A 17,506-nucleotide genomic window follows, 5' to 3' on the forward strand; every position below is an offset into this window, starting at 1 on the left:
GTCGCCTGGGTTCCCCGGCGCGCGGGCCGGCGTCTCGCTCGCCCCGGGCCCGCGCCCGTCAGGGCACATGATACTCCGCCCGGCCGGTCGGCAGGATGGGCTCGAGCTCGACGAGGAGGCCCCGCGTGAAGTCGGCCAGCATGGAGCCGTCGGGGTCGAGCTCCCCGGCGTGGAAGACCTCGACGGTCATCGACGACCCGCGGGTGGTCCGGCCGTGGCTGCTGCGGCTGGTGATGGGGAGCTTCCGGACGTAGTTCTCCAGCCGGCCCTCGCCGAAGATGTAGTACCAGAACCCCACGTGCTTCACAAGCTCTCCCTGCGCGTAGCCCAGCCGGGTGACGGTCAGGTCTCGGCCGTCGCCGGCGGGGACGCGCAGCTCGCGGGTCTGGGACTCCACCTTCTCCCAGCCGCTGGAGGGGAGGCAGATCTCCGGCGTGTGGCGGAGGTTGGTGCCGAACTCGGAGTAGTTGATCCAGAGGGTCAGCCGACGGCCGGGGTTGCGGCGGTCGACGTACTCGCGGTTGAGGTACTCGGTCGTCTGGGCCCGCTCGACGATGTCGGGCGCGACGGCCACGTCGCGGCCGACCCAGTCCCCCAGCGTCATGGGGAGGTCCCCCAGCGGCCGCCGCAGCGGGGGCCGCTCGCGGGCGTCGATCCGCTCCAGGCCCGCGCGGGCCGCCAGGCCCACGGTCAACAGCGCGGCGCAGAGGCCGCATCGCTTCAGCATCGTCATGACAGTTCCTCGGCGGGGGAGGCGGACCGGAGCGGCAGGGACCAGCCGTTGGCGGCCAGGGCCGGGCGGCCGGCGGCGGGCCTCGGCGCGGCGGCCGGCTCGTCGCCGTCGCCGTCCCCGGGGCCCGACGGCGGGCCGGCGTCGGGGGGGCTGATCAGATCCATCAGCGAGCAGACCGAGCTGAGGAGCACCAGGCCCATGCCCATCAGCAGCAGGCCTTCCAGCGTGTGGTACGCCCCCTCGGCGTAACTCGGGTCGACGAAGTGCATGATGTACCCCGTCACCACCACCCGCGTCGTGTTCGCGAACAGGGCGATCGGCAGGGCCGACGCCAGCACCACCCCGCGATACCAGAGCGGCCGGCGCGCCAGGTACGCCACCGCCGCCGCCAGCGCGAGGAACCCGGTGAGCTGCCGCATGCCGCTGCACGCCTCGGCGACGAACATCTGCACGCCCCCGGGGAGCGTCATCCGGTTCCCCTCGCAGAGCACCGGCACCCCCGTCGAGTTCATGAACGCCGACGCCAGCCGGCTCGCCATCAATTGCAGCGGCGAGGCGATCCGCGTGTAAAGCGCGATCGGCAGCGGAACCATGAAGATCAGGAACGCGAACGGGAACCAGTACCGCCGCAGCGCCGCCGCCCCGACGACGATCGCGAACGAGCCGGCCAGGGCCGCCAGGAACGCCAGGTCGCTCAGGAACTCGATCGGCAGCGGCACCTTCAGCAGGTTGACCCCCAGCGCCGCCGTCAGCAGCGTCGCGCCCAGCAGGACGCCCCGGGCCCCCGGGGAGGGCTCTGCGGGGGCCCCCTCGCGGCGGAAGATCTGGGCGGCGAAGTAGAGGCTCAGCAGCGGCACGAGGAAGCCGTGGCTGTAGTTGTCCTCGGTGGTCCAGGCCCGGTAGAAGTGCTCCAGCGTGTCGCGGAACAGCAGCGCCAGCAGGGCCACGCAGGCCGTCGCGGCGAGCGCGGTCGGCCGGTTGGCCGGGTCGGCCGCCCAGCGCGCCAGCGCCTTGTGGAGGGCGGGCTCCGGGGGGGGAGAGGGCCGGTCGTCCGTGTGGGTCATGGCTGGTCTTCCTTGCGAGCGTGGGGAGGGGGCGGGCCCGGTCGCGTGATCCTTCACGTCAATTCGCCTTCGTCCCGTTCGATCTGAGTCGATTCGACGCCGAGTCGGCCGACGCCCGCCGCAGCTCCAGGACCCTGCGGCCGACCTCGTCGGAGGAGGTCGACGCCAGGGCCTCGTCGAGCGCGGCGCGGCGCTGGTCGTCGTCGCGGGCGTGGGCGGCGACGTCGGCGAGGTTGAACCACCACGACCGCCGCACGCGGGGGTCGTCCATGCCGTCGATGGCGGCGCGGTAGCGGCCGGCGGCGGCCTTCCAGTCGGCCCGCATGGCCGTCGCCTCGGCGGCGACCGCCAGCGCGACGGCGCGGGCGCGGGGGTCGTCTTCGGTCGCCTCGTGGCCGCCGGCCTCGGCCTTCGCGTCGGCGTCGGCCCGCTCGACGATCCGGCGGAGGATGGCGTCGGCGTCGGATCGGCCCTGCTTGCGGAGCACCCGGGCGGCGGCCAGGGCGGGGACGCCCGTCTCGGGGACGGCCTCGGCCCAGTCGCGATACGTCCACGACTCGTCGGCGACGAGGTCGGCGACCACCGCCGCGGCGACCGCCTCGCCCGGCAGCAGGTAGCGGGGGACGTCGGGGTCGTCGCTGTAGTCCAGCGGCGCGTCCCGCGGCGGCTCGGCTCGCGCGGCGACCTCCAGGGCGCGGCGGTAGGCCCGCACGGCCTCCGCGTCCTTGCCGGCGCGGTGGAGGGTCCGCCCCGTCCAGGCCAGCGCCGCGGCGTCCCGGCTCAGGCCGATCGCGGGGCTCGCGTCGCCCCGCTTGCGCGCCAGGGCGTAACGCGCCGAGGGGTCGAGCGGGCCGGCGGCGGCGGCGGCCTCGAACATCCCGACGGCGGTCGCGTCCCAGCCGTGCTCGACCTTCGTGGCGTCCAGGTAGCCGCCCCACGCCGCCAGGTGCGCCGGCGCCGCGCCCCACCACGAGGGCCTCGGCGGGACGATCCCGACCGGGAGCGGCCGGTCCTTCGCCGCGGCCCCCGCCAGCCGAAGCTCGGCCGACTTCTGGACGACCGTCGCGGCCTGGTGGGAGACCGTCGCCTGCCGCCACGAGCAGAACGCCAGCAGCCCCCCCACGGCCAGCGTGGCCGCGATCGCCGGCGGCGCGGCCAGCCAGGCCGGCGGCGACCATGCCGCGGGCGCCATCGCCGCGGTCGGCGCCGCCAGCGCCGCCCGCGACGGCGGCCGGGGGATCGTCCCGGCCTCGGCCATCGCCCGCTTCAGGCCGTTGTTCAGCACGTCCCGCACCGACGGCAGCGCCCAGGCCTCATCCCCCTTCGAGCGTCGGGCCCGCGTCGGGTCGAACCCCTCGGCGGCCTCCTCGACCTCGACGCCCCGCGCCACGGCCCCTCGCGGCTCGAACTCGACCGGCGCCGGGCCGAGGCCGAGGCCGCTGGTGTCGGCCACGAACGGGCCCGTCGGGAACGTCCACGCCGCCGCGGGCTCGTGCGCGGGGATGTCGCGCTCGTCATGCTCCTCGCGCCCGGAGGCTTCAAGGAGATCTCCCCCCTTCTCCCCTCGTGGGAGAAGGTGCCCCGAAGGGGCGGATGAGGGGGGCTCGACCGGGGGCCGTCGGACTTCCCCCTCGTCCGTGCCTCGTTCTACCTCTCCGGCGAGGGGAGAAGGACGATCGGCGTCGGCTTTCTGGATCTCGTGGAGGGCTTTGACGCTCGCCGGTGGCGCGACGGCGGTCGCCCCCTCATCCGGCCTCCGGACACCTTCTCCCACGAGGGGAGGAGGGATGATCGGAGTCGACTCCCGCGTCGCGCATTCGTCAGGGACGCTCCCCCCTCCACCTTGCGTGGGAGCAGGATGCTCGGCGTCGGTCTCGGGCTGGACGGGGGCCGGGCGGGTTGCGACGACCGCCGCGCGGCGGACGCGGCGTCGGATGTCCCGGGGCTTCTCGGGAGTGGGCTCGGGCGTCGCCTCGGGAGCGGGCTCGGGCGTCGCCACGGCCGCGGCCTGGATCGCCTCCTCGACCTCCAACGCCTCCAGCCGGGCGAGGGCGTCGGCGTCCAGGAAGTGGAAGCGACGGGTCGGCGGCTCGGGCTCGACGGTCGGAGTCGGGGCCGGCGCGGGGGCCGGGGCCGGCGTCGGGGTCGGGATCAGGGCCTCCACGACCGGCGGCGCGGGCGTGGGGACGGGCTTCGTCCAGGCTTCCGGCGCGGGGGGCCTGGGGGGGGCCGGCGGCCTGGGCGTGGGCGTGGGGGGCTTGGGCCGGGCGTAGGCGCGGGGCTCGTAGCTCCTCGGCGCGGCGGGCCGGGGTCGCGGCGGCTCGTAGCGGGCGGCGGCCGGCCTGGGGATGTCGCGCGGGGCGGGGCGTTCGGCGGCCGGGGGCGGGCTCGGCGGCGTCGGCGTCGGGGCGGGCGGCGGCGTGGCGACGGCCTCGGCGGCGCGGGCCGCCTTCAGGCGGTCGCCGGCGTCGCGCCAGCGGGCCTCCCAGGGGTTCGCCAGCGGCGCGACGGGCTCGACGGCCGGGCGAGGCCGGGCGTGGGCTTCGGGGCGAGGGGCGTCGACGGGGGGCCTCCAGTCGGCCTCGGCGAACTTGCCCGGCTTCAGCGACAGCCGGAACGGGCCCACCCGGAACGGGACGTCGAACGGCAGCGGGCGCGGGCCGTCGATCGGCTCGCCGTCGAGCGTCACGTCGGCGCCGTGCATCGGCGAGATCCGCCAGGTCCGGCCGCGGCGGTGGAGCCGGCAGGCCTCCTCGGGGAGCGACGGGTCGGCGAGCCGGACCTCGCAGAAGGCCGCCCTGCCGACTCGCGCCGATACCCAGGGGATCTCCACGATGCGGATCGGCCCGCCGTCGTGGTCCTGGATATGGAGACAGGTGGTTTCGGCCATCGTGGAATCGACTCCTCCCTGAGCGATGTCCCGGTCGTGATGGGGCGCGGCCCCGGGCCCTCCCCCGCGGGGTTCAGGCGTGTTCGACGAAGAGGTCCGTGCCGCCGGCCAGCCAGCGATTCCAGGTCCCTCCCAGGGCGCTGGCGGCGACGGCGACGGCCGACAGTTCCACCGTCCAGTGGACGGCGGCCAATAGAGTAAGCCCGGCGACGGCCCCTATCAACCCATGGGCCAGGAAACGGTCGGCCGGCGCGAGCCGGCGCAGGCCGCCGGGGACGCGGGCGATCGACCAGAGCGCTCCGGCCCCCAGGATCGCCAGGCCGACCATGCCGGCCTCGGCGGCCCATTGCAGCAGGCTGCTCATCGCGGTGTTGGACGCCGGGTCGCGGTCCTTGAAGTAGGGATGGACGGCGCCGAAGCCCCCCAGGCCGACGCCGACCAGGGGGAACTCGCGGAAGATCCGCGCGGCGTCGCGCCAGGCGGCGCGGCTCTCGGCCCAGACGGGGGCCTCCAGCGGCGGCGGCTCGCCGGCGACGTCGTCCCAGCGGGCCTGCGCGATCGCCCCGGAGGCCAGGGCCAGCATCAGCGTCGTCGCCATGCCGAGGCCCAGCAGCCGCGCCCCGGGGACCAGCAGCGCCGGCAGCCCCGCCAGCGCCAGCCCGACGGCGAACGGGAAGCAGAACGAGCCCCCCGCCCCGAGCCCGACCAGGAACGCGCCCGGGATCGACAGGAGCCCCAGCAGGATCGCCGCGCCCCCCCGCCCCGAGTCCCCCGCCCCGGCCGGCCAGGCCCCGCCCCCCCGGGCCGAGCCCAGGTGCAGGATCATGCCCAGCGACAGCGGCAAGGCCAGCGCGCCGAGGGCCAGGAACCCGCCGACCCCCCCCGGCAGCGTCCCGAACGTGAACGGCCGGACCGCGTCCAGCCGCGTCGCGGGGGCCGACCCCGGCGCGGCGCCGGCGGGCAGCTCCCGCAGCGTCGCGACGCACGGGGCGTCGAGCAGGTCGTGGGCGTCGGGGGCCCACCCCGGGGCCCCCGCGCCGGGCGAGCAGAAGCCGAACAGGCCGTCGGTGCGGGTCCCCACCTGCACGGTCGCCAGCGTGGCGTTGACCAGGAACCCGGCGATCACCGCCCCCCAGACCAGGTAGAGCCGCTGGAGCCGGTCGACCCCGTGCGAGGCGCACCAGAAGACCCCCAGGCAGGCCGCCAGCAGGGCCATCTTGCGGACGGTCGCCGCGCGGTCGAGGCTGGCCGGCGAGCGGACGCCCATCGGCTCGGGGATCGCCGCGGCGGGGTCGTCCTCCAGCGCCGCGGCCGGCAGCACGCCCCGCGCGTAGACGTCGCGGGCCGTCGGCGACAGCCGCGCCGCCAGCGCCCCCGGCAGGGGCGCCACCTGCGCGACCCCCAGCGCCAGGGCCATCAGCCCCAGCGCCCCCAGCGGGCTCTTGAGGATCGTCGCGCGGCCTTCCAGGAGGCGCCGCGCCAGCAGCAGGGCCGTCAGGGCGCACGCCCCGGCCACCAGCGCCGGGCGCGACCACCACGCGACCCCGCCGAAGCCGAGGATCGCGGCCAGGACGAGGCCCGCGACCAGCCAGCCGAACGAGCGGTCGAACGTCGCCAGGAGTCGGTGTCGGAGGGTGTGCATCGGGGAGGGCTCCGGGGCGTTCGGGTCAGGCGTCGGCCAGCGCGGCCTCGGGGGCGGCGGCGGGCAACGCCCGGTCGCGGCGGTAGGCGGCGACGGCCGCGGCGCCGTAGGCGTGGCTCGACCAGTGCTGGGCGCCGTCGCTCAGCCCGTTGACGATCACCCCGGCGATCTCCACGCGCGACTGCTCCAGGACGGCCTTGGCCCGCTGGAGCGTCACCGTCCGGTGCGCCCCGGCGCGGACGACCAGCACGGCCGCGTCGACCATCCGGCCCAGCACGCGGCAGTCGGCCATGCCCAGGATGGCCGGGCCGTCCAGGATCACGCGGTCGTAGTGGTGCGTCAGGGCCGTCAGCAATTGCCGCAGCTCCAGCGTGCCGAGGATCTCGATCGGCACGTCGCGGGGGTCGCCGGCGGGGATGAAGTCCAGGTTGTGCAGCTCGGTGCGCCTCAGCGTCGCCTGCCAGGGGACCGCCCCCTTCAGCACGTCGACCAGGCCGAGGCCGTCGTCGTCGCCCGCGTCGGCCGGGAAGGCCGCGTCGAGCGTCGGGCGGCGGAGGTCGACGTCCAGCAGCAGCGTCCGCTCGCCGGCCCGGGCGCAGGCGGCGGCCAGGTTCAGCGCCGTCGTCGACTTCCCCTCCCCCGCCTTGGCGCTGGAGACCAGCAGGCTGACGATCGGCCCTCCGAGGTCGGCCGAGCCCAGCAGGCCGGCGCGGATGTTCCGGAAGGCGTCGGCCGCGGCGGAGTCGGGCGCGCCGGCGGTCCACAGGTGGCCGCCGCGATGCGTGAGCGCCGTGCGGGGGGTCCGCGGCACCACGCCCAAGAGCGGCAGGTTCAGGCCGTGGCTGACGTGCTCCGGCACCTTCGCCGAGTGGTCCAGGTGCTCCAGCAGGACGACCAGCCCGACCCCCGCCCCCAGGCTGACGACCAGCCCCATGACGATGAGCGTCGTCTTCGACTTCATCGGCCTCGACGGCTCCTTGATCACCCCGAGGACCTTCACCGGCGGGTTGGCCTCCTGCGACTTCGCCAGGATCTCGAACGCTTGGAGCTTGCTGGTCATGTCGTCGATCTGCTTGCGGATCGACGCGTGGTCTTCCAGCAGGTACAGGTACTTCTGCTGGTCCGGCATGGCCTTCTGGATCCGGGTCAGCATCTCCTGCTGCTGCGCCTGCCGCGTCTCCACGTCGCGCTGGAGCGACTCGTGGATCAGCTCGGTGGGGTCGGCGGCCATCTCGGTCTTGGCGGCGAACGAGTCGTCGATCTCCTCGATGTCGGTCATCACCTTGTGGAGCTGCCGCGCGACCAGCCTGGCCGCCGGGTCGGAGTCGAAGTGGCGGGTCTTCCGCCTCAGGTCGTCCAGGCGGTCCACCAGGTTCTGCTTCAGCTCCTCCAGCCGCTCGCGCTGCGCCCTCGCCGCGGCCTCGCGGGGGGAGACGACCTCGTCCCTGGGGAAGTACTGGGAGAACATCATCTTCTGGTGCAACTCGCCGAGGCGCGCCTGCTGGGCCTCGATCGACTGGCCGAGCTTGGCGTACTGCTCCTCCAGGATGTTCCGGCCGCCGGGGCCGATGGTCCCCAGGGCCTCCATCTGGCCGAGCATCTCGCGCTGGCGGTCGTCGCGCGCCGCGATCAGGGTCCGCAGGGCCCGGCGGGCGTTCTCCACCGTGTCGCCCACGCGCATCGCCTGCTCGTCCTTGGCGGCCTTGACCATCTCGTCCAGCACGGCCTCGAGCAGCCGCTTGGTCAGCGCCGGGTCGCGGCCGTTGAGCGTCACGTTGTAGGTGTTCGACTTGAGGACCGGCTTGACGGCGATGTGGTCGACGATCAGCTCCGCGGCCGGGTCGTCCATCTGGGCGACCTCCGGGCCGAACTGGTTGCGGGCGATGACCCGCTCGGCCAGGGCGCGGCCGTATTGCAGGTCCGTCACCCTGTCGGCGGCGTAGGACGCCTGCGACGACGCGTCCCCCTGGCCCATGTCCCGCGCCACCAGCGCCGAGAGGGCCGAATCGAAGTGGGGCGCCTCGATGCGGATCTGGCCCATGGCCTGGTAGATCTTCGGCTGTCGCAGCGCGTAGATGGAGGCCAGCGTCCCCAGCGGGACGGCGACGATCAGCGCGAGCCAGGCCCGGCGCCTCAGAGCCCCCAGGTAGTCCGCCGGGCTCTTCACCGCCGCCAGGTCCGGCCCGTAGGGCGTCCCGACGCCGGCCGGGGCCGCCGCCGGAAACCCGCCCGGCGCGACCGCGCCGCGCGTGGCCGAGGCGATCGGGGCGGGGGCTCCGCGATAGGGGGCGAGTTCGTCCATGAAGGCCTCCGTCGTGTCCATTCCCTGGATGTCGTCGTCGTCGCGTCGGCTTCGATCGGGTCGATCAGCGGCGGGCGAGGCCCGGGTCGACCTGGCGCAGGGCCAGCGACCGGCCCAGGCCGGGCGTCGGGGCCGGCGTCGGCTCGGCCGCCCGCTCGAGGGCCCGCGCGGCCTCCTCGGCGGCGAGGGCCGCTTCCTCGGCGCGTCGCGCCTCCTCCTCGGCGGCGAGGGCCGCCAGGCGGTCGGCCAGGCTCCGCGTCAGGCGCTGGAGGTAGCGGAAGGCGATGTCCGGCGCCAGGCCCCCGGCCGCGTCGGCCGACAGCCGCATGACGGCGGTGATCCGCAGCCCGCCGGCCGTCGTCCGGACGATCGCCCCGGGCGACGCCTCGTCCCCGTCCTCGATCGCGTCCAGCGTCGCCGCCGACCCCTCGGGCGGGAAGCTCGCGTCGGCGCAGGCGACGTGGAACCGGGGGCAGCCTAGCGCCTCGGCCGTCTTCTCCAGGATCTCGAACGCGGCCAGCGGCGACCGGCACAGCTCCACCCGCTGGATCGCCTCCCACGTCAGCTTGGCCGCCTGCCGCTCCTGGCGGCCCCGCGTCATCCGCGCCTGGAAGTCGTCCATCAGGTTGTGCAACTCGTCCCGACGGCTCGTCACCACCACCAGGAACGCCAGGCACCCGGAGATCCCCAGCACCAGCGCCAGGAACTCGCTCCGCAGCGAGACCCCCAGCAGCACCGCCCCGCACAGGAAGCCCGAGAAGCAATACAGCAAGAGCGCCGCCTGCCTCGGGTTGAGCCCCAGCCCGATCAGGATGTGGTGGACGTGCCGGCGGTCGGCCGCGCTCATCGGCAGGTTCCGCACCCAGCGCCGGAAGATCGCCATCGCCGTGTCGGAGATCGGCAGGCCCATCGCCAGGACCGGGAACAGGATCGAGATCGCCGATGGCCCCTTCAGCGACCCTTGCACGCCGATCACCCCGATCAGCAGCCCGATCAGCAGCGCCCCGCTGTCCCCCAGGAAGATGCAGGCGGGGTGCCAGTTGTAGAGCAGGAAGCCGGCCAGCGAGCCGGCCAGGGCGATCGACAGGATGGCCACCTCGACGTTCTGGTTGTGCAGGGCCACCAGCGTCAGCGTGCCGCTGACCAGCAGGCCCACGCCCGAGGCCAGCCCGTCCATGCCGTCGATCAGGTTCCAGACGTTCATGCAGCCCAGGAACCAGAACAGCGTCACCGCCAGGCTCCCCGGCGCGACGTCGAACGGCCGGCCCATGACGGCGAACTCGATCGCCCCCCGGCCCAGGCCCAGGTCCAGCCCCAGGACGTCGATCCGCTCGATGCGGATCCCCCCCAGGTACAGGGCCATCACCGCGGCGGCCTGCCCCAGCAGCTTCACCCGCGGGCCCAGCGACCGCGTGTCGTCGATGAACCCGACCGCCAGGATGATGAGCGCCGCGATCCCGATGGGCCACTCGCGGGTCAGGTCGGGGAGGTTGACGCTGAAGTTGGGCGACCACGCCGAGGCGTGCGGCAGCAGCACCCCCACCGCGACCCCCACGGCCAGGCCGAGCCCCCCCAGGCGGGGGATGCTCGCGGTGTGGATCCGCCGGTAGCCGTCGGGCTTGTCGATCGCGCCGACCCAGCCGGCGAACAGCGTCACCAGCGGCGTCGCCAGCACGCAGCCCATCATCGCGAACGCGAAGATCATCAGATAGCCGTTGCTGATCACCATCGCTCCGGGCCCTCCCCGCGTCCCGCGGCCCACTCGCCGTCCCTGGCCGATCGGCCCGGGACGATCATCGAAATCGAGGCCCGGCTCGCGACGGCGACGGGCGCGAGCAGGGTCGCCGGCCTTCGGAGGCCGGTCGCGAGGGCGAGCATTCGGGCGATCGCGTCGCCGGCGGCGAGCGCCGCGAGGGCGTCGAGGGCCGCCGCGAGGGGTCGTCGAGATCGACCCGGCGGGCCCGCGGCGCGACGGAAGGTCGGGGTGTAGCCAAGCACGGTGGGTCTCGTCTTCCTTGACTCGTGCGGGTGCATCTCCACCCCCAGGATTCCATCCCAGGTTTGGACACTCTCGGAGACCGAGGAGTATCACCGAAGCCCGCCACCCCGTCAAGCGCGAGCGCGAACGAATCGCGACCTCGCCGGCTCCGGATTCACGCGCGCTCGCGCCCCCCCGCCCCCCCTCCCGGGAGCGCGACGGCGATCGTCGCCGAGCCCAGGAGGATCGCCCCGGCGATCAGGAAAGGCCTGTCCGTCGGCCCCCCCACGCCGCCGATCAGCAGCGCGGGGATCGCCAGGAGGATGCACGCGAAGACGAGGAAGGCTCTCATGAAGGTCACCCCATGGCCGCCCGCGTCGCGGCGGGATGTCGACGCGTCCGCCCCATCTCATGGCCGGGCCCGCCCCGGGGCGTCTCCCGGCCGCGAGCCATCAACGGTCGGGGAGCGGCCCGCGTTCGCCGAACGCCGCGTCCAGCTCGGCGGACAAGGCCTCGCGGCCCCGCTCGTCCCAATGGAGCGCGGCGGGCGTGGCCTGGAAGAGTTCGATCCGCCATCGTCCGCCATCCGCCCTGGCCACCATGGACTGGCGGGCGTTGGCCGCCGGGTTGATCCGCGTGGCCCCGGGAGGGACCATGCCGACGTCGGCGAGCAGGATGCCGACCCCCTCGCCCATGCGTATCGCCCGAATGATCGCGACGAACGCGGCGGTCGGATGGTCGGCGAAGATGGGCGAGAGATGATCCCGGATCGCCTCCCGACCCTCGGCGACCGATCCGTCGAAGCCGATCATGATCCCGTCGCTCGCGAAGCACTCGGCCATGCCCCCCGCGTCGCGACCGTTCCAGGCCCGGAGGAGTTGCAGATAGAGCGAGCGGACCTCGTCCGTGTCGGGCAATTTGGAATCTCCGGTGTCGCGGCAAGTCGCGGCGCGGCACGCGCCCGCGACGCGGGCACGACGCAAGGTCCGCTCCCCATCCGAAGCCGAAAATAAACCGGGACGCCCCGCTTTTCCATGGATCCTCGCGCGAGGGCCGCGGAGTAAACGCAATCCCCCGTTTCATCGCCCTCGCGCCGGTCGTCGCCTCGCCCGGCCCTTTGCCGTCTTTCCTGGCGGAGAGCGGCCCGATCGCCCCGCCGACGAGCCGTCGCCGCGGCGCGCCCTCCCTGCTACACTGCCGACCTTTCGGTCTCCAACCATCGCGAGGAGGGATGAGCATGTCGGCCGAATCCGCGCGTCGACGCCTACGCTTCCACGACCTGGACGAAGCCGTCCGCGACGCCGAGGCGCTGCTCGCCGGCGGCTACCGCCGCCTCGGGCGCTGGGATCTCTCCCAGGCGTGCGGCCACCTGGCCGACTGGCTGACCTACCCGGTCGAGGGCTTCCCCCCCGCGCCCCTGGCGCTCCGGCCGGTGATGTTCCTCCTGCGGCATACCGTCGGCCCGCGCATGCTGCGGAAGACCCTGGCGGGGGGCGAGATGCCCGCGAACGCCCCGACGCTTCCCGCCTCCGTCCCCGCCCCCGGCGGCGACGACGCCGCGGCCGTCGACCGCCTCCGCCGCGCCGTCGCTCGATTCAAGGCGCACCAGGGGCCGTACCGCCCCTCCCCGATGTTCGGCGCGGTCTCGCGCGACGAATCGGCCCGGATGCAGCTCCTCCATTGCGCCCACCACCTGGGCTTCCTCGTCCCCGAATCCCCGGGGAAATAATGAGGGGCGGGGCCGCCGCGCCCGCCCGTCGATCGGTTCAATCCTCGTCGTCATCCTCGATCAGGCGGACCTCCACCGTGGTGTCCGGCAGGAAATCCCCCTCTCCGAAGCGATGACCCTCGGCGTCCTCGTCGCTGATGAACCCGGGGGTGACCACCGCGCACAGCGACATGAGCGACAGCGACTTGCGGTTGCACTCCGGGCACAGCTCGCAGGCCTTGGCGTCCTTCTTCTTCCAGATCCGCGTGATGAACGAGAACGGCTCCCCGTCCGGCCCGACGAACGTGTCGACGCGCGTCTGCCTCGGCCGTGGTTGGCTCGACATGACTGGACCTCCCCTGCCCGTGGCGTGTGGACTAATATTCAGTTTAGCGCCACGACGCCCCGAGGCAAGGGAGGCACGGGCGGTGCCCCCCGGCGCGAATCGGGGAACTATCCCGAAAACATGAAATCCCGCCGACCTCGCCGCGGATCATCCCCAAAGACCGTCGATCCTTGGCAATTCGGCAGCAGGACAGGTGAACCGCGACACGCTCGCCGAGCGTGCAAACGCGCGCCCCCTCTCCCGCCGGGAGAGGGTGGCCCGAAGGGCCGGGTGAGGGTCGTCGGACTGGTAGAGATAGCGGCGGCTTACGATCGCGCGATCAACGACGCCTCCCCGCGTGCCGCCCGCTCCCGAGGGTCATCGCTCGCGGACGTGCCTCCCCTTCTCCCCCTCGTGGGAGAAGGACGCTTGGCGGTGGCTCGCTCGAGTCGAAAAAGCGCAATCAATTTCGACGAACGAAGCCAACTTGGATTCGTTGCAAAAAACTCCTGTGTATTGGCTTGCGTCAAACATGGGCCGCGCCGCGATGACGAACGAAGCCAACCTTGGCCGTCGCGTCAGCGCGGGAGGATCTGGCCCGGGAGGAGTTCGGGGTAGCTCGGGATCGGCTCGGGGTCGGCCATCTGGCGGCGGACGTCGGCCAGGGCGGGCGAGACGCCGAAGTCGTCCAGGTTGAAGTTGTATCGCTGGACCAGGCCCGCGCCGCCGTAGCGGAAAAAGGTCACGTTCAGGATCACGTCGCGCTGGTCGCGCTGGGGCAGCAGCGGCGTCAGGGTGAACTGGAGCACCCCCGCCGCGGCCAGCATCACCATCGCCACGACGGCCCGACGCTCGCCCAGGAGCCGTCGGAAGCCGATCGCCGCGCCCAGGTAGAGCAGCGGCAGGAACGGGAAGATCAGCCCCGCGTTCCCGGCGAAGATCAGCAGCGAGAACGCCCACGACGGCCCGACCCATAGGGCCGCCAGCGCCAGCTCGCGCCAGTGCGACGGCCGCGCCGACCGGGCCAGCCCCACCAGGAACGGCGGCAGCGCCAGCGCCGCCCCCCACGCCAGGAACAGGCCGTACTTCACCCCGTTGCGGGCCAGCCCCTCGAACAGGCCCCGCGCCGCCACCGAGAAGCCCGCCTTGTCCCCCTCGTGCTTGGCGCGCACGCGGTCGAGGTAGGCGTCGACCCCCCCCAGGACCCAGGAGGTGCCGAAGAACCAGCAGCAGCAGGCCGCCGCCAGGATCGCCCCGCCGATCAGCCAGTGGCGGATCGGCGCCCGTCCCAGCAAGAGCGAGCCCCCCCACAGCGGCGTGCCGAAGGCGAGCAGATCGGGCCGGAGGACCATCCCCACCCCCAGCGCCAGGCTGGCGCCGACCATGTCGGCCGTCCGCCCGGATCGCTGGTAGCGCAGGCCGTAATAGCCGATCGCCGGCAACACCGCGAGCCAGACGGGGTAGCTGGCGATGACCCCGCCGTGCCACCAGACCATCGGGTTGCACGTCATCGCCAGGGCCGCCGCCGCCGCCATCGGCCGCGAGACGACCAGCGCGCCGAACAGGTACGCGAACGCCGCCCCCGCCATCGTCAGCCCGATGTTCACCATCAGGAACGCCGTCACCGGGTCGGCCCAGAAGGCATTCGCCAGCTTCCCCAGCAGCACGTAGCCGATGTTCCCCGGCATGGGGACGTCGAAGGTCGAATCGAGCCTCAGCGCGTTGACGTAGAGGGGCCCGTCCTTCCCCATGAAGTCGAACGTGTCCAGGTACGGCGCCCGGCTGGCGAGCACCCATAGCGAGAGGCCGACGATCGCGAGGGCGTCGGCGCGTCGTCCGGCCGCCGGCGCGGCGGGGGCGTGTCCGTCCGGTTCGGCCGTGGTGGTCGAGGGCATGCGGCGGATCCTTCCGGGTGTCTATCGCGTGGCGGGCGTGGGACCGTCGGGGAGCCGTCGGCGGGGCGGGGCTCGGCGGCCCGCGCGTGGCCGGTGTCTCATCCATGAAGTTGAATCCGTTCGGGCCGTCAGGGGCGATCCTATCGAATCGGCCGCGGTTCCGCAATCGATGTAGCCCGTGGTAGAATGCGCGTCGCGACCGAGGCCCCCGACACGACCGAGGCCCGCCCCATGCCCCCGACCTCCCGGCTCCCCCGGCCCCTCCAGGCCCTGGCCCTGGCCGTCGTCACGATCGTCCTCGCGTTCCTGGCGGTGGTCCTGGCGGCCTTCGCGGCCGCGGCCCTCCTGGTCGGCCTCGTCCTCCACAGGCTGGGCTGGGACCGGCGGCTGGTCGCCTACCTCATGCGCAAGCAGGGCGTCCACGTCTCGACCTTCCGCCACGCGAGGGAGCCCGAGGCCGGCGGCGCGGACGCGCCGATCGAGGCCCAGTGGACGCTGGTCGAGGAACGCCGGCCGGACTGACCGCCTCCACGATCATCCGCCGGCCGCCCCCTCCTCCTCCATCGCGGCCGCCTCGCGGACCAGCCGGGCCAGGTGCTTCCGCAAGTCCTTCGGCCATGCGGCGATGAGCTTCTCGAACCGCGCCAGGTCGGAGCCGAACAGGGCCCGCGACGCCTCCTCGAAGTTGGGCAGGTCGCCGGCCATGGCCCACATCACCTTGCTGGCGGCCTCGCGGGCCACGCGGGCCCGCTCGCGGCCCGGCTCGCGCCTGCGAGCCTCGTCGACCAGCCGCCGGAGCGCCGCCGACGCCCCGCTCGGCTGACGCTCCAGCCATTCCCAGTGCCGGGGGAGCAGCGTGATCTCGCGGGCCACCACCCCCAACTTCGGCCGCCCCGGCCCGGTCCTCGGCCCCCCCGGATCGGCCCGGTCCAGCACCTCCTGGGGCGTCCCCCGGAAGTCGAAGTCCACCTGCCGGCCGGTCTGGTCCTCGAAGATCAGGACCCGATCCTCCCCGCCGTCGTCCAGGTAGGCCTTCACCTTCCCCAGCATCGCCCGCAGCCCCCCCGTGCCCACCAGGTGCTCCCCCGCGAAGGCCGTATACGTCCGCTTGTCTTCCATCGCCCCCTCCCGTCGCGATAAGCCCCGGATGAATCGACGCCGCAATAATACCCGGGCGATTCTCGGTGTCAATAAGCCCGGGTGAAATTGTCGCTCCTTGCGTGTGGTAGGATTGGGAGGGACGGCGCGCGGCGACGGGGGGGCGGGCGATGGGCGGGGCGTTCTGCGAGTTCTTCGCGGGGATCGGCCTGGTGCGCGAGGCGCTCGGGGCCTCGGGCTGGTCGTGCGCCTACGCGAACGACCTGGACCCGAAGAAACGCGAACTGTACGTCGGCCGGTTCGGCGACGAGGGCCACTTCCACCTGGGGGACGTGTGGGGGACGGCCGACGTGGTCTCCCGCATCCCGGGCCGCCCGGCCCTCGCTACGGCATCGTTCCCGTGCGTGGACCTCTCTCTGGCCGGCCGGGGGCGGGGGTTCGAGGGCTCGCATTCGTCGAGCTTCTTCGGGTTCGTCCGGGCGCTGGAGGCGCTTGGGGGGCGTCGGCCGCCGCTCGTCTTGCTGGAGAACGTGGCGGGCTTCCTGACCTCGGCCGGGGGTCGCGACTTCGAGGCCGCCGCGCGGGCGCTGGCGGGGCTGGGGTATCGGCTGGACGCCTTCACGCTGGACGCGGCGATGTTCGTGCCGCAGAGCCGGCCGCGGGTGTTCGTCGTCGGCGTGGACGACCGGGGCGACCCCCCGAATGCCCCGCCCCGGTCGTCGGGCGGCTGGCTGGTCGACGCCTGGACGGAGCGGATGGATTCGGCCGACCGTCGGATCCGCCCGAGGCGGCTGGTCGAGCTGATGCGGTCGATCGACCTGCCGACGGGCTGGCTGGCCTTCGACGTCCCCGCGCCGACGGGCAATCCGCCGGGGGTGGACACGGCGATCGACCGCGACGACGGCCAGGACTGGTGGGACGAGGCGGCCGTGGCGAAGCATCGCGCGATGATGCACGACCGCCACCGCGAGCGAATCGACGCGATGGTCGCGGCCGGCGAGACGTTCGTCGGCACGATCTACCGCCGCAAGCGCGACGGCAAGACCCGCGCCGAGGTCCGCTTCGACGGCGTCGCCGGCTGCCTGCGGACCCCCCGCGGCGGCAGCGCCCGGCAGATCGTGATCGTCGTGGAGGGGGGCCGGCTCCGCATGCGCTGGATGTCCCCCCGGGAGTACGCCCGGTTGCAGGGGGCGCCCGACTTCCCGCTGACCGGGCGCGCCGGCCAGGACCTGTTCGGGTTCGGCGACGCCGTGTGCGTGCCGGTCGTACAATGGATCGACCGCCACGTCCTGTCCCCGGCCTCGGCGTCGATCGAGCGGCCGGCGCGGGCCGCCGGCGCGAGGAGCCTTCCACTCGGCCGACAACCTGACGCCCGAGCAGCGACGCCGGACGATGCGGGCGGTGAAAGGGACGAACACGTCGCTTGAGCGCAAGCTCTCCTCGGCCTTCCACCGCCGGGGCTGGCGATATCGCCGCAACTACAAGCCCTTGCCCGGCAAGCCCGACTTCGTGTTCACGAAGGCGCGCGTCGTTGTGTTCGTCGACGGCGACTTCTGGCACGGCTGGCGCTACCCCCTGTGGAAGCACAAGCTGTCGGACTACTGGCGGGCGAAGATCGAGCGCAACCGGGCCCGCGACCGCCGCAACTTCGCCACGCTCCGACGCCGGGGCTGGCTCGTCATCCGCATCTGGGGGCACGAGGTCGACCGCGACCTGGACGCCTGCGTCGCGCGGGTGGCCGCGCTGCTGGAGCGGGCGCGATAGGCCGGGAAATCGGAGGGGCCGCCGGATTCGTGAAACCGGCGGGGCCCCCCCCACGAGCGTATTCCTCGGATGCCGCGCGATGGTCGCGCCGCTCCGGAGGGGACGCC

Annotated in this window: 15 protein-coding genes; 4 read left to right on the plus strand and 11 right to left on the minus strand. The window is 73.8% G+C overall.

Features of this window, described 5'->3' with window-relative positions; all coding sequences use genetic code 11:
• Nucleotides 1-58: 58 nt before the first annotated feature.
• From WG209_RS15790 to WG209_RS15825, 8 genes are all read right to left on the minus strand, one after another.
• Nucleotides 59-733: an exosortase C-terminal domain/associated protein EpsI gene (locus WG209_RS15790; RefSeq protein WP_337176028.1), complete on the minus strand. Its 675-nt coding sequence runs from the start codon at nucleotides 731-733 to the stop codon at nucleotides 59-61.
• Nucleotides 730-1,797: an exosortase/archaeosortase family protein gene (locus WG209_RS15795; protein ID WP_337176029.1), complete on the minus strand. Its 1,068-nt coding sequence runs from the start codon at nucleotides 1,795-1,797 to the stop codon at nucleotides 730-732. The genes WG209_RS15790 and WG209_RS15795 overlap by 4 nt, the downstream gene beginning before the upstream one ends.
• 58 nt (nucleotides 1,798-1,855) lie before the next feature.
• Nucleotides 1,856-4,687: a hypothetical protein gene (locus WG209_RS15800; RefSeq protein WP_337176030.1), complete on the minus strand. Its 2,832-nt coding sequence runs from the start codon at nucleotides 4,685-4,687 to the stop codon at nucleotides 1,856-1,858.
• A 73-nt stretch (nucleotides 4,688-4,760) separates the two neighbouring features.
• Nucleotides 4,761-6,329, minus strand: a complete 1,569-nt coding sequence (locus tag WG209_RS15805) for an O-antigen ligase domain-containing protein (protein WP_337176031.1) — start codon at nucleotides 6,327-6,329, stop codon at nucleotides 4,761-4,763.
• A 25-nt stretch (nucleotides 6,330-6,354) separates the two neighbouring features.
• Complete coding sequence (locus WG209_RS15810; RefSeq protein ID WP_337176032.1) at nucleotides 6,355-8,652, minus strand: polysaccharide biosynthesis tyrosine autokinase; 2,298 nt, start codon at nucleotides 8,650-8,652, stop codon at nucleotides 6,355-6,357.
• A 43-nt stretch (nucleotides 8,653-8,695) separates the two neighbouring features.
• Entirely contained in the window at nucleotides 8,696-10,360 is a 1,665-nt protein-coding gene (locus WG209_RS15815) for an MraY family glycosyltransferase (protein WP_337176033.1), read from the minus strand.
• A gap of 424 nt (nucleotides 10,361-10,784) precedes the next feature.
• Nucleotides 10,785-10,961, minus strand: a complete 177-nt coding sequence (locus WG209_RS15820) for a hypothetical protein (protein WP_337176034.1) — start codon at nucleotides 10,959-10,961, stop codon at nucleotides 10,785-10,787.
• A gap of 100 nt (nucleotides 10,962-11,061) precedes the next feature.
• Entirely contained in the window at nucleotides 11,062-11,526 is a 465-nt protein-coding gene (locus WG209_RS15825) for an SgcJ/EcaC family oxidoreductase (RefSeq protein ID WP_337176035.1), read from the minus strand.
• 320 nt (nucleotides 11,527-11,846) lie between these two features.
• Between WG209_RS15825 and WG209_RS15830 the strand changes: the two genes are divergently transcribed.
• A complete protein-coding gene (locus tag WG209_RS15830; protein WP_337176036.1) occupies nucleotides 11,847-12,338 on the plus strand; it encodes a DUF1569 domain-containing protein in 492 nt (163 codons plus the stop codon).
• Nucleotides 12,339-12,375: 37 nt separating this feature from the next.
• On the opposite strand, the gene WG209_RS15835 is transcribed toward WG209_RS15830, so the two are convergent.
• Nucleotides 12,376-12,663 (minus strand): hypothetical protein, encoded by a 288-nt coding sequence (locus WG209_RS15835; RefSeq protein WP_337176037.1) that lies wholly within the window; start codon nucleotides 12,661-12,663, stop codon nucleotides 12,376-12,378.
• Nucleotides 12,664-13,220: 557 nt separating this feature from the next.
• Nucleotides 13,221-14,537 (minus strand): hypothetical protein, encoded by a 1,317-nt coding sequence (locus WG209_RS15840; protein ID WP_337176038.1) that lies wholly within the window; start codon nucleotides 14,535-14,537, stop codon nucleotides 13,221-13,223.
• 231 nt (nucleotides 14,538-14,768) lie between these two features.
• Here WG209_RS15840 and WG209_RS15845 point away from each other — a divergent pair, with 231 nt between their 5' ends.
• The gene (locus tag WG209_RS15845; RefSeq protein WP_337176039.1) at nucleotides 14,769-15,059 is read left to right on the plus strand and encodes a hypothetical protein; all 291 of its coding nucleotides are present in this window, start codon (nucleotides 14,769-14,771) and stop codon (nucleotides 15,057-15,059) included.
• A gap of 12 nt (nucleotides 15,060-15,071) precedes the next feature.
• Here the strand turns inward: WG209_RS15845 and WG209_RS15850 are convergent, their stop codons facing one another.
• Nucleotides 15,072-15,656 (minus strand): DUF2239 family protein, encoded by a 585-nt coding sequence (locus tag WG209_RS15850; protein ID WP_337176040.1) that lies wholly within the window; start codon nucleotides 15,654-15,656, stop codon nucleotides 15,072-15,074.
• A 149-nt stretch (nucleotides 15,657-15,805) separates the two neighbouring features.
• Between WG209_RS15850 and dcm the strand changes: the two genes are divergently transcribed.
• Nucleotides 15,806-17,062 carry a DNA (cytosine-5-)-methyltransferase gene (dcm, locus tag WG209_RS15855; protein ID WP_337176041.1) on the plus strand — a complete coding sequence of 419 codons (1,257 nt, stop codon included), beginning with the start codon at nucleotides 15,806-15,808 and terminating at the stop codon, nucleotides 17,060-17,062.
• A complete protein-coding gene (locus tag WG209_RS15860; RefSeq protein ID WP_337176042.1) occupies nucleotides 17,037-17,399 on the plus strand; it encodes a very short patch repair endonuclease in 363 nt (120 codons plus the stop codon). The genes dcm and WG209_RS15860 overlap by 26 nt, the downstream gene beginning before the upstream one ends.
• Nucleotides 17,400-17,506 lie beyond the last annotated feature (107 nt).

This window comes from Paludisphaera sp. (assembly GCF_037189885.1).
Lineage (GTDB): Bacteria > Planctomycetota > Planctomycetia > Isosphaerales > Isosphaeraceae > Paludisphaera.

Bases quoted from the DNA above. Each gene is read 5' to 3' on its own strand.
- WG209_RS15835 (WP_337176037.1), bottom strand. From the start codon at position 12,663: ATGTCGAGCCAACCACGGCCGAGGCAGACGCGCGTCGACACGTTCGTC.
- WG209_RS15850 (WP_337176040.1), bottom strand. From the start codon at position 15,656: ATGGAAGACAAGCGGACGTATACGGCCTTCGCGGGGGAGCACCTGGTG.
- WG209_RS15810 (WP_337176032.1), bottom strand. From the start codon at position 8,652: ATGGACACGACGGAGGCCTTCATGGACGAACTCGCCCCCTATCGCGGA.
- WG209_RS15800 (WP_337176030.1), bottom strand. From the start codon at position 4,687: ATGGCCGAAACCACCTGTCTCCATATCCAGGACCACGACGGCGGGCCG.
- WG209_RS15830 (WP_337176036.1), top strand. From the start codon at position 11,847: ATGTCGGCCGAATCCGCGCGTCGACGCCTACGCTTCCACGACCTGGAC.
- WG209_RS15815 (WP_337176033.1), bottom strand. From the start codon at position 10,360: ATGGTGATCAGCAACGGCTATCTGATGATCTTCGCGTTCGCGATGATG.
- WG209_RS15790 (WP_337176028.1), bottom strand. From the start codon at position 733: ATGACGATGCTGAAGCGATGCGGCCTCTGCGCCGCGCTGTTGACCGTG.
- WG209_RS15820 (WP_337176034.1), bottom strand. From the start codon at position 10,961: ATGAGAGCCTTCCTCGTCTTCGCGTGCATCCTCCTGGCGATCCCCGCG.
- WG209_RS15805 (WP_337176031.1), bottom strand. From the start codon at position 6,329: ATGCACACCCTCCGACACCGACTCCTGGCGACGTTCGACCGCTCGTTC.
- dcm (WP_337176041.1), top strand. From the start codon at position 15,806: ATGGGCGGGGCGTTCTGCGAGTTCTTCGCGGGGATCGGCCTGGTGCGC.
- WG209_RS15795 (WP_337176029.1), bottom strand. From the start codon at position 1,797: ATGACCCACACGGACGACCGGCCCTCTCCCCCCCCGGAGCCCGCCCTC.
- WG209_RS15840 (WP_337176038.1), bottom strand. From the start codon at position 14,537: ATGCCCTCGACCACCACGGCCGAACCGGACGGACACGCCCCCGCCGCG.
- WG209_RS15845 (WP_337176039.1), top strand. From the start codon at position 14,769: ATGCCCCCGACCTCCCGGCTCCCCCGGCCCCTCCAGGCCCTGGCCCTG.